The following is a 14,899-nucleotide window of genomic DNA, read 5'->3' on the forward strand; positions in this document are numbered from 1 at the left end:
CCTGTGAGGAGGACGAGATGCGTTGGATGAATGGGCGTGCCGTGAGCGCGCTGGTGGCCCTGGTGCTGGTGGCTCCGCTCGCGGAGGCGGCGCCGCGGAAGCAGGAGGTGGACCAATATGTCACCCGGTTCCATCAGTTACGCATGTTCAACGGGACGATTCTCGTGGCCGACGAGAAAGGCATCATCCTCAAGAAGGCCTACGGCTCCGCGAACTTCGAATGGAACGTGCCGAATACGCCCGACACGAAGTTCCGCATCGGCTCCATCACGAAGTCCTTCACGGCCATGGCCATCCTGCAGCTCGCCGCCGAGGGGAAGCTCGGGCTGGATGACCCTCTCTCCAAGCACCTGCCGGACTACCGGAAGGACACCGGAGACCGCGTCACCATCACCCACCTGCTGAACCACACTTCCGGCATCCCCAGCTTCACGTCGGCCAGGTCCTTCAAGGACGATGCACGCGACCCCTACGGCGTGCCGGAGTTCGTGCAGAAGGCCTGCAGCGGTGACCTGGAGTTCGAGCCCGGGACGAAGTACTCCTACAACAACTCCGGCTACTTCCTGCTGGGCGCCATCATCGAGCGGCTCACGGGGCAGACGTATGCGCAGGCCTTGCAGCAGCGCATCTTCGGGCCGCTGGGAATGAAGGACTCCGGCTTCGACGTGAGCGCGACGGTGCTTCCCAAGCGGGCCAGCGGCTACGAGCCCGTTCCGGGTGGATACGCCAACGCGCCCTACATCGACATGTCCCTGCCCTATGCCGCCGGCTCACTGTATTCGACGGTCGAGGACCTCTACCGCTGGGACCGGGCGCTCTACCTCGACACCCTGCTGCCCGCGCCGCTCAAGGAGAAGATGTTCACACCGGGCCTGGATCATTATGGCTTCGGCTGGTCCATCCACCCGCTCCGCCTGCATGACGGCAAGACGGTGACCCCGGGCATCTTCCATAGCGGTGGCATCAATGGGTTCAACACGCTCCTCGTCCGCGCGCCCGAGCGGAAGGAAGTCGTCATCCTCCTCGACAACACGTCGCGGGGCGGCAGCCTCCAGGAGATCGCGGGCGGCGTGCTGAGCATCCTCCATGGCGTGGCCCCCCGGCAGGCCCGGGCGCCCATCAGCGAGGTGGTGATGGAGACGCTCGAGAAGCGCTCCGCCGCCGAGGCCATCGCCACGTACCGCACGCTGAAGAAGACGAAGGAGGCCCAGTACGACTTCTCCGAAACGGAGCTGAACCGGGTGGGCTACAGGCTCATGCGCTCCGGGCGCGTTCCGGAGGCCATCGAGTTCTTCAAGCTCAACGTGGAGATGTTCCCCGCCGCCGCCAACTGCTACGACAGTCTCGGCGAGGCCTACGCGGCCAGGGGTGACAAGGAGCTGGCCATCCAGAACTACCGCCGCTCCCTGGAGCTGAACCCCAAGAACGAGAACGCGGTGACTGTCCTCAAGCGGCTCGAGGAAACCTCCGCCGCACGCTGAGCCGTGGAGGCAATGCTGGCGCCGGGCCCGTCGAGGCCACGGCGCCAGCGAACGGCACCCTTGCTACTGATGGAAGTAGAGGTTGTCGATGTACATCGTGCCGCCGTTGGGCGCGACCAGGACCATCTGGGCCAGGTGGCGCATGTTCGCCAGGCCCGTGAAGTCGCTGGCCAGCGTCAGCTCATAGGACAGCCAGGCCCCGTTGGCGAGCGGCGGCGTGGACTCGGCCGTGAGGGTGGCGGTTCCCTCGGTGTCGTCGCCGCCGCCATAGGCGCCGTCGGCTCCGAAGTCGACCAGCTTCACCTGGAAGTTGGTGGTGTTGTCCGGGGTCCACAGATCCAGGTGAAGTTTGGTGAGCCCCCGGCCCGCGGCGTCGATCTGGTTGGCACCGGTGAACTCGATGCCGATGAAGGTCGCCGAGTTGGTGAAGACGTACTTGCGGGGGGCGGCGCTGCCCGCGCTGGTGGTGATGGTGAACGGTTCGCCACCAGACCCGGCGCTCCAGTCCGTCCGCCACGTGTTGACCTTGGCGCTCTGGTCGGAGGCCGTGCCCGAGTAGCCGCCCGGCACCGAGCTGTAGAGCGAGTACACGGAGTCTCCAGCCGTATGGGTGGGCGCGGGAGGCAGGGTGGCCGGCAGGCCCAGCTCGCCGGTGACGGTGATGGCGAAGGAGCCGGTGGCCGCCACGCCACCCAACGTGGCGGAGATGGTCACAGGACCGCCAACGGCCACGCCGGTGATGACGCCGCTGCTGCTGACCGAGGCGACCGACGCGTTGGACGAGGTGAAGTCGAAGAAGGTGTTGGCCACCGGCTTCACGGTGACGGGGCTGCCCGGGTCGCCAGCGACGGTGAAGGTGACCTGGTTCTGGTCCGCGGGGATGTTGAAGGTTCCGGCCGTTGCCACCGACCCCGTGTTGGCGTTGCCGTTGCCGATGGAGGCCGTGCCCGCGCCGAGGGTCCCGCTGCCGAGGTTCTCGTAGATGATGTCGGCGAGATAGAGGGTGTAGTTGTCGGGTCCATCGGCGACGTGGAAGAGGCCTCCCACGTTCTTGTATTTGGCCGGGTTGGGGATGGGGATGGTGAACTTCTGCCACTCCGTGGTGAGCGCGAGCGCGGCCCGCTCGCTGCCGAAGCCGGTACCGGAGGTGGCGCCCGCGTCGTTGCCAATGCCCGTCACGTTGATCGTGTCGGCCTTGCTCGCCTTCGCCCAGAAGGTCAGCGCGTTGTAGGCGGAGAGGTCGCGGGGCGCCGAGGTGACCCAGGCGCCACCGGAGTACGAACCACTGCCAGTGACCTGGAAGTTGATGACCTTGCGGTCATTGAAGGTCTCGGTGGCGTCGACGGTGACGTTGTTGGCGGCGCCGCCGAAGTCCGCGAAGCTCACGTCCGCGCCATTGCCATCGTAGAAGACGATCTGGTTCGCGCCGGGCGGGGCCGGCGGCGCGGTGACCGACACCTCCAGCGTCGTGGTGAGATTTCCCGTCGAGGCGGTGATGGTGGCGCTGCCGATCGAAACGCCGGTGACGACACCGGAGGTGTTCACGGTGGCGGTGCCCTCCGCGGCGGAGCGAAAGGTCACGCCCGTGGTCAGCGGCCGGGTGGAGTTGTCGCTGTAGGTTCCCGTCACGGTGAGCTGGAGCGTGTTTCCCTGGGCCACCGAGGCCGGGTTCGGGCCGAGCGCGATGGACGAGAGCGTCGCCGACGAGGAACCGACTGTCACGCTGGTGGAAGCGCTCTTGCCGGAGACCGTGGCGGTAATCCGGGCCGTTCCGGCGGCGACGGCGGTGACCAGGCCTCCCGGGGTGCTCACCGTGGCGGTGGCGGGGGTATCGGAGGTGAAGGCCGCGTTCGTCGTGAGGCTCTTCGTCGAGCCATCGCTATAGGTACCGGTGACGGTGAGCTGCTGGGTGCCGCCGGTGGCGAGGGTGATGTTGGCCGGGGTCACGCTCACACCCGTCAGTGTGGCGGCGGCCGGGTCACAAGCCGTTTGTACGAGGACCGTTAGAAGCAACAGCGAGGACACGACCAGGCGATTCCGTGGGGTCATCACGTAATTCACGCTCCGGTGAGGGTGGGGTGCGGCGGAAGTTGCTGCGACGGGACGGGCTCCTTGTTCGGTGCTCCCAACGTCCCTCGAGCAACTTTGTTTTCTTCTCGAACAAAGTAACAACCAAAAAATCACCATGTCAAACATGTGCTTCTTCCTCGCGGCACGCGGGGCTCGACGCGGTTCGTCATGACGCGGAGCAGAAAGCGGCCTCTCCAGAATCGCTGGAAAGACGCCGCGCATTCGCGCGCGGAGTTAGGGTGCCACCGCCATGCACCACCCACTTCTCTCGCGGATGTCCCTGCTCACGCTCCTGCTCTTCGCCCTTTCTTGCGGCACGAACGCCTGCAAGAGCGCGGCGACCGTACGTCCGGAGCCTCGAGCTGCGTCGACTCCCGTGGAGCCCTGGCGTTACGCGCGGATGGACGTACGGGACAGCGAAGTCCCCGCCCGTTTCCAGGCACCCCTGCCGGATCTCAGCCGGGGAGAGGAGAACGCCTGGACATCGGAGCATCCCCCTCTCTCGTTCGTGACGGATGCACTGTGCGCGGGGGACCCCGACATGGGCGAGCGGTTGGTCGCATCAGTGGATCGCGCAGTGGCCTCGGGCACCAGCGCCTCGGAGGTCGTCAGGGCCTACGCGAACCTCTTCTACGATTGCGGTATGGGGCGCTGCGCGTGGGCGCGGGGCGTCGTGCTCGATGCGAAGCGCTCCGCCACCGCGCGCGAGGTGGTGTGGTTCGGGCTCGCCCGGTGCCAGGAGCCGGAGGTGGAGGCCCTCTTCGAGGAGCAGGAGGCCCCCGCCTTCGCCTATGTTTCCTACCTGGACAGACGGCGCTGGCGTGACTTCCGCTCCTCCACCCCCGTGCCGTTCTCGCCCAGGCTGGAGCGCGCGGCGTCCGAGGTGGTGCGCCGGGAGAAGGAGGCCCCGTTCCTCATCAACGCCCGGATGGCCGCCATGTTGCTCGGTGAGACGGATTCTCCGCGCGCGGCGGAAGCGCTCCTGAAGCTCCATGCCGGGGCGGCCGAGGCCTCGCTCCGAGACGACCTCGCGGCGGCGATGTACCGGCAGAGCCACCCCAAGGCACGCGCCCTCTTCCAGTCCCTGTGTGCCCAGGGTCGTGAGCCCCTGTGCGAACGCGGCGAGCTCTCGCGTCCGGAGGTCCCCACCGACCCGCGCGAGCAGTTTCGACAGGAACTGCTCTCTCCCGGCGAATTCGCACCGCGGGAGGATGTTCCGCGCGCCGAGCGCATCGAGTTGCTCGCCAGCCGCGCCAGCGCGCTCTCTGGAAAGGACTGGCACGCGGTCCGCTGCCTCGAAGCCCTCGCGACACTGTCGCGCGAGAAGGCCGTGGAAGTGGCGAAGGCGTGGGACTCCCGGACGTTGCCGGAGGAGATGCGGGACACGGTGCGCGCGCTCACGCGTTTTCCCGCCTCCGGGGCACTCGGGGCCTATCTGGATGGGCTCGGCCTGAGGGCTGTTCCGGGCAGGCTCATCGCCGAGGAGTCCGCTCTCACCGCCGAGGAGGTGCTCCTCTATCGAGGACGGGCCCTCGTCTTCGACGTGGAGACGGGCCAGTTCCCCAACGAGCACGACTCCCTGCTGCGAGAGCTGGCCGCGCTCGCTCCCGGCGCACTGTCGGGCGTCCTCTTCGAGGAGGTGCCTCCCATGTTCGAGGAGGAACAGGCTGGCACGGGCTCCTATCGGCTCATCGCCTGGGGCGGTGGCAAGCGCTACGAGGTCAAGGCTCAGTCGTACGGGGACTGGTACGACCTGGAGGCGGTGCTCACCTTCCTCAATGCCCTGGCACGGGCGCGGGGCAGTGACGTGCGTTGGATTTCATTGGCCACGACCGACCAGGTCGCGCATGTGGTGGCCGGGCCCTCCCAGGCACTCTCCAGTCTGCTGGATTCGGGCCTGGTGCGTACCGGCGACTCCGACGAAGCCCGGGGCGAGGGGCGCGAGTTCGAGGAAAAGGTCCTCCAACAGCTCCAGCAAGAGGGCGCCACGCTCGCCGAGTAACCGGGCGGGCGAGGGCTGGCCGGGCGGGCCATGCCTCCCCGGGCGTTGGGAGCTTCCCCACCCTCAGAAGGCGGAGGGATGGAATGGAAATGGACCCGGCGCCCGGTGTGCTCCCGTCAGAGGAACCCACACGACGCGAAACGCCTCACGAGGCGAAGGTCGAGCGGATTGCCCGGCAGTTGCGGCGGCGGACGAGCACGCGGCCCGTGTCCTTCAAGAAGAAGACGCCGCCGCATCAGGTGCCCAAGCGCTACGACCAGCGCCGTGGCGACGAGAAGATCGACCTGAGCGACCTCGACCAGATTCTCGAGATCGATCCCGTGGCGATGACGTGCACGGCCGAGCCCGCGGTCACCTTCGAGGAGGTGGTCCGCGCGACGTGGCGCCACGGACTCGTGCCCATCATCGTCCCCGAGCACAAGACCATCACCCTTGGCGGCGCCGTCGCGGGGTGCTCCATCGAGTCCATGTCCTTCCGCGAGGGGGGCTTCCACGACACGTGTCTGGAGTACGAGATCATCACCGCGAAGGGAGACGTGCTGCGCTGCTCTCCGCAGGAGAACCCGCTCGTCTTCCAGATGATCCACGGCTCGTTCGGGACGCTCGGCGTGCTCTCGAAGCTGAAGTTCAAGCTCATCCGCGCCGCGCCCTACGTGCACGTGACGTACGAGACGTACGCCACGCTCGAGGCCTTCCAGCAGGCCATCTGGCGCCACTTCACCGCCCAGGAGGTGGATTACCTCGACGGGCAGATCTTCTCTCCGGCCCAGCACGTGTTGTGCGTGGGCCGCTTCGCGGAGCGTGCCCCGTACGTGAGCCGCTATGACTGGCTCAAGGCGTATTGCGAGAGCATCCCTCGCCGGGCGGAGGATTACCTCACGCTCTACGACTACCTCTACCGCTACGACCGGGGCGTCACCCACGTTTCGCCCAGGAGCCTCGTGGGCCGGGCGTTGTTCGGCAAGCTGGTGCACTCGGACAGCGTGCTGAGGGCCGCGGAGCGCTTCCACCGCTTCCTGCCGAAGAAGAACCCGCCGGTCATCGTGGACGTGTTCATTCCATTCTCGCGCACGGCCGAGTTCATGGACTGGTACCACCGCGAGATGCACTTCTACCCGGTGTGGTGCGTGCCCTACCGGCGCATGCGGGACTACGAATGGCAGACGCCCCGCTGGTGGGCCGGTGTGAAGGATCCCCTGTTCCTGGACCTCGCGGTCTACGGGCTCGAGCAGCAGCCGGGCCGCAATGTCTACAAGGAATTCGAGGACGAGCTGCAGCGGGTCAACGGCACCAAGACGCTCATCTCCTACAACTACTACGACGAGCAGACCTTCTGGAGCATCTGGAACAAGGAGACCTGGCAGGCCGTGAAGCAACTGACGGACCCGGACAACATCTTCCGCGATCTCTACACGAAGACGTGCCGGGCGGCGCTCGGACCGCGGGAGCGGACGCCCGGCGCCGGGGCCTCGGTGCACTGAGGGACCCCGGCGAGCAGCTATCTGCCCACGACGAGCTGCTGAACGAGCTCCAGCCGCTGGTCGGCCGCCTCAAGCGTGGCCTTGACCGCGTCGCGCGGGCCATGGATGACGACGACCATCCGCTCCCTGGCGAGATCGGCGGCGGCCACCGCGGCGACCACATCCGGCGTCGTCACCGTGATCTCCGAGACCTGGGCGTCGAAGAATGACAGCGGCAGTGACATGGACACGGTTGCCTCGAGCTCATTGGCGAGGACGGTGGCCCCGGCGGAGTCAGCGAGCGCCCGTCCGAGCGCGCGACGCCGGGCGCGCACGAAGTCCTCGGTGAGCGTGCTGGCCCGTGTCTGCACGGCCACCAGTTCGTTGACGAGCGCGACCAGGGCCTTACCGGAGCGATCCCGCTCGAGGTCACTGGTGACGAGCAGTGCGCCACCGCCGATGCCGCCGATGTAGTCGACCGAGACGTTGTAGGTAGCGCCGAGCCCCTCGCGGACGACGCGCACGCGGTCCTCGAGTATCGCGCGGAGCACCTGGCGCGCGGCGACGTCGCGAATCGGATCCGAGGTGGTGGAGAACCCGATCTTGACGCTCACCTGGGTCGCGTCCTCGTCGAGGACAGCCACCCAGCCCGGTCCCTTCTCTGGCGCGCCCGGTGGCACCGTCACGGGCGGGGGCGGTGCCTCTCCGTCCCACGAACCAAAGAGCTCCTCGATCGTCCGCTTCATCACGGCGACGTCGAAGCCGCCCGAGACGATCAGCGTGGCACCGTTGGCGCGGTAGTAGCTCTCGCGGAACGCCTCGAGCTCGGGGATGGAGATACTCAACAGCTCCGCGGTGCCGGGAGCGCGTTGGGCGTACGGGTGGCCAGCGCCGAAGAGGCGAGCCCGGAGTGCCTCGTCGCCACGCGCATCCGCGTCTTCTTCCTCCTTGCCGTGGGATTCGCGGAGGCTCTTGTGGAACGCGGCGACCACGTCGTCCGGGAAGATGCCGGCATCGAGGAGCCAGAACAGGCGCCAGAGGTGCCAGTCGGCGAACGTCGCGACGCCGCGCGCCGTGAATACCGTGGCCCGCTCTCCGACGCCGGTGTCGAGCTGCGTGCCGAGCTCTCGCGCGAAGTCGATCCGCTCGGCGTCGACCCGCCGGTAGAGGCGGGCGGTATCATTCGCGAGCAGGTGCGCGGTCAGCTTCGCGAGTCCCCGCCGATCGACGGGCTCCGCCGCCGAGCCGTAGGGGAATACCACCCGGGCGTCGACGAGCGGGCTGTGGGGATCGTGCGCGAGCAGCACGCGCATCCCGTTGCGCAGCATCATCTCCTCCACCTTGTTGGCGACACGCGACACGCGCGTATCGAGCGGGCGGCTCGCCTCGGAGGGATCGACCGGTGTGCGCCAGGGCTGGAGGTCGTGCTCGCGGCGGCGCGTGGGGACCTCGGCGCGGGTCGTGAGCGCCTGCTTCCCGCTCGGCCGGACCAACGCGACGTGGCTGTGCGTGCGATCCAGCGTCGCGTTCGCATACATGGCGACCTCGACGAGCGTCGTGCGGTCCAGCGCCGCGAGCTCCTCGACGAAGAACCCATCATGGCTGCTGTACTGGGGAAAGTCGGCGATCCAGGAGCCGGCCCCCATGAATGCGTCGTAGGTGCTGACGAGGCGCGTGCGGAGCCGGGCCCGGGCGGGCTCGCTGACCTCCTTGCTCTCGTTGACGAGCGTCGCCGCGGCGGCGAACACCTTCTCCACCGCTTCGTTGAGCCGCGCCGGCTCCGACACCGAGACGACCGCGGTCAGCAGCGGCGCGCGCACCCCGCCGAATTGCATGACACCCGCGTCGGTGATCCACTCCTCACGTTCGTCCAGGGTGTACAGCTCGGTGCGGAGCATCGCCGAGAGGAGCTCGTGCTGCATCCACTGGCTCGTTCCCCACGACGGGGCGTTGAAGAAGATGAACGCGGTCGCCTCGTCGATGTCGGCGCTGTGCGTCGAGGTCTCGCCAATGAGAACCGCTGGCTCGACCGGAGTGCGCCCAGCGGTGGAGCGCCGCATGAGCTTGCCGAACGCCGCGGTCACCGCCTTCATCGCCGCCTCGGTGCGGAAGTTGCCGGTGATGACGAGGATGGACCGGTCGGGAGCGTAATGCGAGGCGATGAAGGCGCAGGCCTCCTCGCGCGTCGCCTGGGCGATCTCCTTCGAGCTCACCCGGTGCCCATAGGGGTGCTTCCTGCCCCACAGCGTGGCGATGAGCTCATCGTGCAGGGTCTCGTGACTCGTGTGGCGCCAGGTGTCCTCCGCGAGCACGACATCACGCTCACGTTCGAACGTCGCCGCGTCGATCTGGTCGCACGTCACCTGCATCCGGCGCGCTTCGATGGAGACGAGCTTCGCGAGCTGATCCTCGAACCCCATCGCCGTGTAGTGCGTTTCGTCGGAATTGGTCCACGCGTTGTGGGAGAGCGCGGTGTCGGAGAGCTCGTCCGAGATGGTCGGGCCACCGGGCTCGGCTCTCGCGGTGAACAGGAGGTGCTCGACGAGGTGGGCCATCCCGGTGCGCCCCGGTGGGTCCTCGGCGGCGCCGACGAGGTAGCGGACATCGACGCCGACGAGGTTGGTGCGCGTGTCCTGCATCAGCGCGATCCGCATCCCGTTCTTCGCGCGCATCAGCGCGATGCCGTGGTCGATCCCGTAGTCGCGCTTCCCCTGCTCCAAGGAGCCGAAGCGGGGCGACCGCACGGACCGCATGCCGGTGCACGAGGTAGCGAGACTGAGGACCACGGCCATCCAGACACATCGACTGAACGGGACACGCATCATGTGCGTGACTGTACGGCAGCGATGGCCGGGGGGCCAAATTCAGCTGGCGGGGTGTCCGGGGTGTTGTTGCTCGGAGACGAACACCCCGCCGGGTGTGTGCTCAGCCCTTCTTGGCCGGGCTCACGGGCACGGAGACCTGCGTGTTCTCCCAAGAGATGTTCAGCGCGCTGCCCTTCTCGTCGAAGGCGATGGTGAGGGCCTCGTGGGTGTCCGCGCTCTTGGTCACCGGCACGTCCACGCGCAGGACGTCATTGTCCTTGTTGTACTTGTAGGCGCCCCACTGGCCGACGTCCTTGTTGACGATGAGCGTCCACTTGTCCGCCTGGGGAATGGTGAAGAGCGAGTAGGTGCCCGCCGGCAGCTTCTTGCCCGCGAGCTCGATGTCGCTCGTCGCGGTCAGCTCCGTGGCGGCGTTCGCGCCCAGACGCCACACCTCGCCATAGGGCACCAGCTTGCCGAAGATGGCCCGCTTCTGGCCCGTCTTCGGATCCTGGATGCGGGGCGAGTGGTACGTCACCTTCACGTACGTGGTGTCATCCAGCTTCTTCGCCGCCATCTGCATGGGGCTGACGGGAGCCTTCGCGGGCGGAATGCTCTTCTGCGCCAGCGCGGGGGTCGCGGCCAGGAAGACGAGCGCGGCCAGGGTCGGGAGCGTGAGTCGGTTGTTCATCATGGGTGATGCCCTCTTGGGTGAAGAGACAGCGGAGAAAGCGCCCCCGGAACGCCGGACCGGGCCGCTCATTCCCTGGAACTACCGTGCGTCGTCACGCAGGCCCAGCACGACGACGGCCCACTCGTCCGTGGCGTCCCGGTAGGTCTTGATGGACTCGAAACCCGCGCGGAGGTGGGCTCGCATCGAGCGCGTGTTGCGCGTGGCCACCTCCGTCACCGTGCAGTCGAAGCGTGCCCCGTAGCTCGCGCGGTGCTCGCGGTAGAGCGCGTCGAACACGCCCTGGCCCCGGTATGCCTCGGACACGCACACCTGGCCCATGACGTAGTAGCGGTACTCGCGCAGCGGCCGTCCGCGCCAGCTCAGCGTCTCCAGGAGCTGGAACATGGGCTCCAGGATGGGGACGAAGGCGCGTGCTTCCACCGGCATCACCAGCGCATAGCCCACGAGCTTCTCGCCATCCTTCGCGATGACGCTCGGCGCGAGCGCGTGCATCCGCTCCAGCACGTCCAGCGTATGGGCCACGGTGAGGAAGCCCTGGCTCACGGCCTGCTCGGGTGAGACGTGGTCGCGCATGTTGACGGCCTGGAGTTGGAGGATCTGCTCCAGCTCCTCGCGGCGCGTGACGAGGCAGGTTCGTGGCGCGGTCGACGGCGTCATGGGGCCCGGTCTTTAATGCCGGAGTCCTCCCCATGTCACGCCCCGCGTGCGTGAAACCGTGAAAGGGAATTCATGTATCGGACCCTCCGCCAGAATCCGCTCCTGCTCGCCGCCCTCGCCGCCGCCTCGTCCGTGTTGCTCCCGGGATGTGGTCTCCTCGACGGCCTTCCCTCACGCGATGCGCGGTGTGAAATGCGGCCGGAGACGGCGCAGTGCACGGACCTGCGCGGCTTCAAGGGTCCGTCCTTCATCACCTTCGAGAACGTCTGCGACACCCTCGCGGCGGTCAACCAGGGCGGCGTCTTCGAGGAGGACGCACGGTGTGACGTGACCGGCTCCGTGGGGGGTTGTCAGGCCCTCCATGGTGACGGCTCCGAGCAGACCAACTGGTATTTCCCGCCGAAGTACACCTCCGAGGCCGACGTCAAGGAGGAGTGCGCGGGGGGGCAGAGCTTCGTGCCGCCCACGCCCTGAGCGTGCCTCTACCCGTCGAACGGGTTGCTCAGCCTCGGATCATTCACGAAGTCCATGTCCGTGAGGCTCTCCAGGAAGGCGATGAGGTCGGCGCGCTCCTGGGCGTCCAGCTCGAAGGGGCGCACCAGCGGGTTCTTCAGCGGGTTCGTCCGGCCATCGCCCACGTGCGGTCCGCTCGTCACCTCGCGGCCGCCGGCCATGTAGAAGTCCAGCACCTCCTCGAGGGTGGCGATGCTGCCGTCGTGCATGTAGGGCGCCGTCAGGGTCACGTTGCGCAACGGCGGTACCCGGAAGCGCCCCATGTCCTTGGGGTTGTTGGTGAACTCGAAGAGGCCGGTGTTGTTCACCGGGTAGGCGCCCAGGCCATCCACGTTGTAGAGGCCCGTGTTCTGGAAGTCCCGCTCGGACAGCTTCGTGTCCTTGGAGCGGAACGAGTTCGTCTGGTGGGGCCCGCTGTGGCAGTGGTAGCACTCGGCGCGCTCGCCGAAGAACAGCTCCATGCCCCGCTTGGCCGCCGCCGACAGGGCCGTGGAATCTCCCTGGAGGTACCGGTCGTAGGGCGAGTTGCCCGAGATCATCGTGCGCTGGAAGGACGCGAGCGCCTTCACGACGTTGTCCTCGTGGATGGGGTCCTTGTCTTCCGGGAAGGCCGCCAGGAACAGCTCCTTGTAACGAGCGTCCTCGCGGAGCCGTTGCAGCACCTCGTCCAGGCGCGTGCCCATGCCCAGCTCCAGGGGCGTCTCGGCGAAGAGCGGCACCAGCGCCTGCTTCTCCAGGGTGTCCAGCACGGGGTTGGCCCACGTGTACGTGGCGAGGTAGGCCACGTTGGCCAGTCCGGGCGAGTTGCGCGGGACGGCATGCCCCGTGGAGCCGCTGGGCGTCGCCTTGGCGTCACTGAAGGCCCGCTGCTGCTCGTGGCAGCCCGCGCAGGACATGGTGCCGTTGCCGGACAGGCGCTCGTCGTAGAAGAGGTGGCGGCCCAGCTCCACCTTCTCCTCGGACATGGGGTTGTCCGCGGGCACGAAGGGCTCGGGGAAGCCCGGTGGCAGCTGCCACGCATAGGGCTTCTTCTCCTCTTCACACGCGGTGAGCAACAGCACCGACAACACCGCGGTGCTCCACGACAACAGGGCTCGTGAGGTCATCCTGGAGGAACTCCTTTCACTCGAGGAACACGGGCAGGCGTCCCACGTGACACATGTTGCAGGCGCCCGAGGCCGTGGAGAAGGGCATGAAATTATAGGCCTCGGAGGTGGCGTTCATCACCTTCGGAAAGAGGGGCGTGTCCGGCAACGGTACCGGCTCCGTGGTGTAGAAGTTGCCGTTCGTGTCGGCCTCCAGCGTGAGCACGACGGTGCCTCCACCGTTGCGCTCCGTGGTCATGAGCAGGGTGGTGTTGGGGTTGGGCCGGCGTTCGCCCGTGACGGCCGTACCCGCCACGGTGAAGCGGCCCGGCCCCAGGCCGTTGGGCCCATGGCACGCCATGCAGTTCTCGCCCGCCCGGTGGCTGGTGCCGTTGCGCTGGCTCTTCATCGGGACGTCCAGGGAGGCCGGGCGCTCCACGGGGGCCGGTGGAGTGGGCGGATCGTCCCCGGGGTCACAGGCGGGCGTCAGGGCCGCCAGCGCGAGAAGGGATAGGGCGCTGGCGAGGGGACGGAGTGGGGCGTGCATGGCGTGCCTTCTCGCGGCTCAGCGGACGCGGATGAAGGAGGCGGGCACCTCCCGCGGCGAGCCATCCGCCGTCAGGCCCACCTGGGAGAAGAGCGCGGCGCACTCGGGATCGGAGAGGCTCGACATGCAGCCGGCGATGTTGTCCGTCTTGAAGTCCACGGAGTGGTCGAGGTCGGAGTCGGCGTAGAGGGCCGCGAGGTCGAGCACCACCTGATTGGCCTCGGGGTCGAAGCCGCTCAGGGCCACGGTCGACTGGTTGGTGGAGGCGCAGGTGTAGCCCTCGGCCGTGCTGCCGGTGCAGCCGGACGCGCCCAGGTGGAAGAACCAGGTGGCGTTCTTCGTGCTGCGCACCTCCAGGCGCACGAACTTGTAGCCGCCCTTCCAGCTCCACCACATGCCCGGGGCATTGAGTGGTGCGGGAGCGGTGGCGCCGTCCAGGTGGTTCTGCTCCTCGGGGAGCCCCACCTTGAACTCGAGGCCGGTGTAGTCATCGAAGTCCGGTGCGCGGCCCACCACTTCGAGGCGCGTCTCGGGGCTGCCGGTGTCACAGGTGCCGGTGCCGTCCTCGAAGTCGAGCAGGGCGATGGCGTCGCGCTGCCACGTGCCGTCCTGGTCCAGCTTCAGCGCGTGCTTCTCCCCGTTGGCGCGCACGAGCGTGACGTCCCGCACGTACATCTTGAACTCGAGCAGCTCGATGGTGGTGCCCGTCTTGCCGATGTTGGGGTAGCTGGCCGCGCAGCTCAGGGGCTGGGAGCCCACCTGGGGGCTGAAGCGCACGGAGAACTTCTTCTCCGCGGAGCCGTCGCCTCCACACGCCTGGAGGAAGGGGAGCGCGGACAGGAGGAACAGCGCCGGGAGGGGCCTCTTCAGGAGCTTCATCTTCCACCTCGGAATGCGCTGGGCGTGGCCAGCGGAGCAGGTGATGCCAGCCATAGCAGGGGCGGATCCACCCGCTCGTGCGGCATTGTGTCGCATCGTCCCATGGGGCCACCGCTCCCGAGGAGGGACTCCCGGAGTTGTTCACCTTCTTAAAGCCCGAGAGGCAGGGCTCGCTTCACGGAGGCACGGTGCTTGTGCGGGGTAGTACCTTGGAACCTCCTCCCCGACCGGGCCGGCGGGCCCTCGATTGTCCTGGAGCTTCGCTGTGCCTGCGTACCCACGCAGGAACAACCTCATGAGCACTGATTCATCGAGCGCATCCGGGAAGTTCGACCTGCGGACCACGCTCAGCGCGCTCGGAAGATTGGCGAAAGAAGAGGCTCGTACGTCCGAGGACCTCGCGGCCATCAAGTCCGCCGCGGCGGGGCTCCAATTCATTCAACTGAATGGAAGGTTGGATGACTTCCTGGATTATCTCCAGGACGTCGAGAAGGCCGCTGAACGCGTGACGAGCGTCGAGGCCTCCTTTGGAGACATGTCCGAGGCCATGAAGTGGCTATGTGCTCAGGCGGAGCCCCGTTTCGGGGCTCGTGTGGAGGTCGCTGGTAAGCCCCATCTCGTCGTTCGTCAGCGCAAGGAGATGTGGTTCCTGATTCCCGCGCCCCCGCTCCCATCCTTCGAGGAACTGACGGGGGAGTAACCCCCGC

At 67.5% G+C, this 14,899-nt stretch carries 12 protein-coding genes; 5 read left to right on the forward strand and 7 right to left on the reverse strand.

What is annotated here, in order from left to right:
• The first annotated feature begins 17 nt into the window (after positions 1–17).
• Positions 18–1,481 (forward strand): serine hydrolase, encoded by a 1,464-nt coding sequence (locus BO221_RS16455; protein WP_073561425.1) that lies wholly within the window; start codon positions 18–20, stop codon positions 1,479–1,481.
• Between the two features lie 63 nt (positions 1,482–1,544).
• Here BO221_RS16455 and BO221_RS16460 read toward each other — a convergent pair whose 3' ends face one another.
• Positions 1,545–3,530: an Ig-like domain-containing protein gene (locus BO221_RS16460; RefSeq protein ID WP_158079856.1), complete on the reverse strand. Its 1,986-nt coding sequence runs from the start codon at positions 3,528–3,530 to the stop codon at positions 1,545–1,547.
• Positions 3,531–3,801: 271 nt separating this feature from the next.
• Here BO221_RS16460 and BO221_RS16465 point away from each other — a divergent pair, with 271 nt between their 5' ends.
• Complete coding sequence (locus BO221_RS16465; protein WP_143195490.1) at positions 3,802–5,553, forward strand: hypothetical protein; 1,752 nt, start codon at positions 3,802–3,804, stop codon at positions 5,551–5,553.
• Positions 5,554–5,636: 83 nt separating this feature from the next.
• Positions 5,637–7,034, forward strand: coding sequence for an FAD-binding oxidoreductase (locus BO221_RS16470; RefSeq protein WP_073561428.1), 1,398 nt, complete (start codon positions 5,637–5,639; stop codon positions 7,032–7,034).
• A gap of 17 nt (positions 7,035–7,051) precedes the next feature.
• On the opposite strand, the gene BO221_RS16475 is transcribed toward BO221_RS16470, so the two are convergent.
• The 3 genes from BO221_RS16475 to BO221_RS16485 form a co-directional block, all read right to left on the reverse strand.
• Positions 7,052–9,766, reverse strand: a complete 2,715-nt coding sequence (locus BO221_RS16475) for a pitrilysin family protein (protein ID WP_158079857.1) — start codon at positions 9,764–9,766, stop codon at positions 7,052–7,054.
• Between the two features lie 172 nt (positions 9,767–9,938).
• Positions 9,939–10,511 (reverse strand): DUF2911 domain-containing protein, encoded by a 573-nt coding sequence (locus tag BO221_RS16480; protein ID WP_073561430.1) that lies wholly within the window; start codon positions 10,509–10,511, stop codon positions 9,939–9,941.
• 78 nt (positions 10,512–10,589) lie between these two features.
• A complete protein-coding gene (locus tag BO221_RS16485) occupies positions 10,590–11,168 on the reverse strand; it encodes a GNAT family N-acetyltransferase (protein ID WP_073561431.1) in 579 nt (192 codons plus the stop codon).
• A 72-nt stretch (positions 11,169–11,240) separates the two neighbouring features.
• On the opposite strand from BO221_RS16485, the gene BO221_RS16490 reads away from it, so the two are divergent.
• Positions 11,241–11,642 carry a hypothetical protein gene (locus BO221_RS16490; RefSeq protein WP_073561432.1) on the forward strand — a complete coding sequence of 134 codons (402 nt, stop codon included), beginning with the start codon at positions 11,241–11,243 and terminating at the stop codon, positions 11,640–11,642.
• An 8-nt stretch (positions 11,643–11,650) separates the two neighbouring features.
• Here BO221_RS16490 and BO221_RS16495 read toward each other — a convergent pair whose 3' ends face one another.
• The 3 genes from BO221_RS16495 to BO221_RS16505 are packed head-to-tail and all read right to left on the reverse strand — an operon-like array spanning position 11,651 to position 14,192.
• Positions 11,651–12,787, reverse strand: a complete 1,137-nt coding sequence (locus tag BO221_RS16495) for a methanobactin export MATE transporter MbnM (protein ID WP_073561433.1) — start codon at positions 12,785–12,787, stop codon at positions 11,651–11,653.
• Between the two features lie 16 nt (positions 12,788–12,803).
• Positions 12,804–13,313 (reverse strand): hypothetical protein, encoded by a 510-nt coding sequence (locus tag BO221_RS16500; RefSeq protein ID WP_143195491.1) that lies wholly within the window; start codon positions 13,311–13,313, stop codon positions 12,804–12,806.
• Positions 13,314–13,331: 18 nt separating this feature from the next.
• Positions 13,332–14,192 (reverse strand): MbnP family copper-binding protein, encoded by an 861-nt coding sequence (locus tag BO221_RS16505; RefSeq protein ID WP_158079858.1) that lies wholly within the window; start codon positions 14,190–14,192, stop codon positions 13,332–13,334.
• A 295-nt stretch (positions 14,193–14,487) separates the two neighbouring features.
• Here BO221_RS16505 and BO221_RS16510 point away from each other — a divergent pair, with 295 nt between their 5' ends.
• Positions 14,488–14,892, forward strand: a complete 405-nt coding sequence (locus BO221_RS16510; RefSeq protein WP_073561435.1) for a hypothetical protein — start codon at positions 14,488–14,490, stop codon at positions 14,890–14,892.
• The last annotated feature ends 7 nt before the right edge of the window (positions 14,893–14,899 follow it).

Origin of the sequence: Archangium sp. Cb G35 (genome assembly GCF_001896145.1) — a bacterium.
GTDB classification, from domain to species: Bacteria; Myxococcota; Myxococcia; order Myxococcales; family Myxococcaceae; genus Archangium; species Archangium violaceum.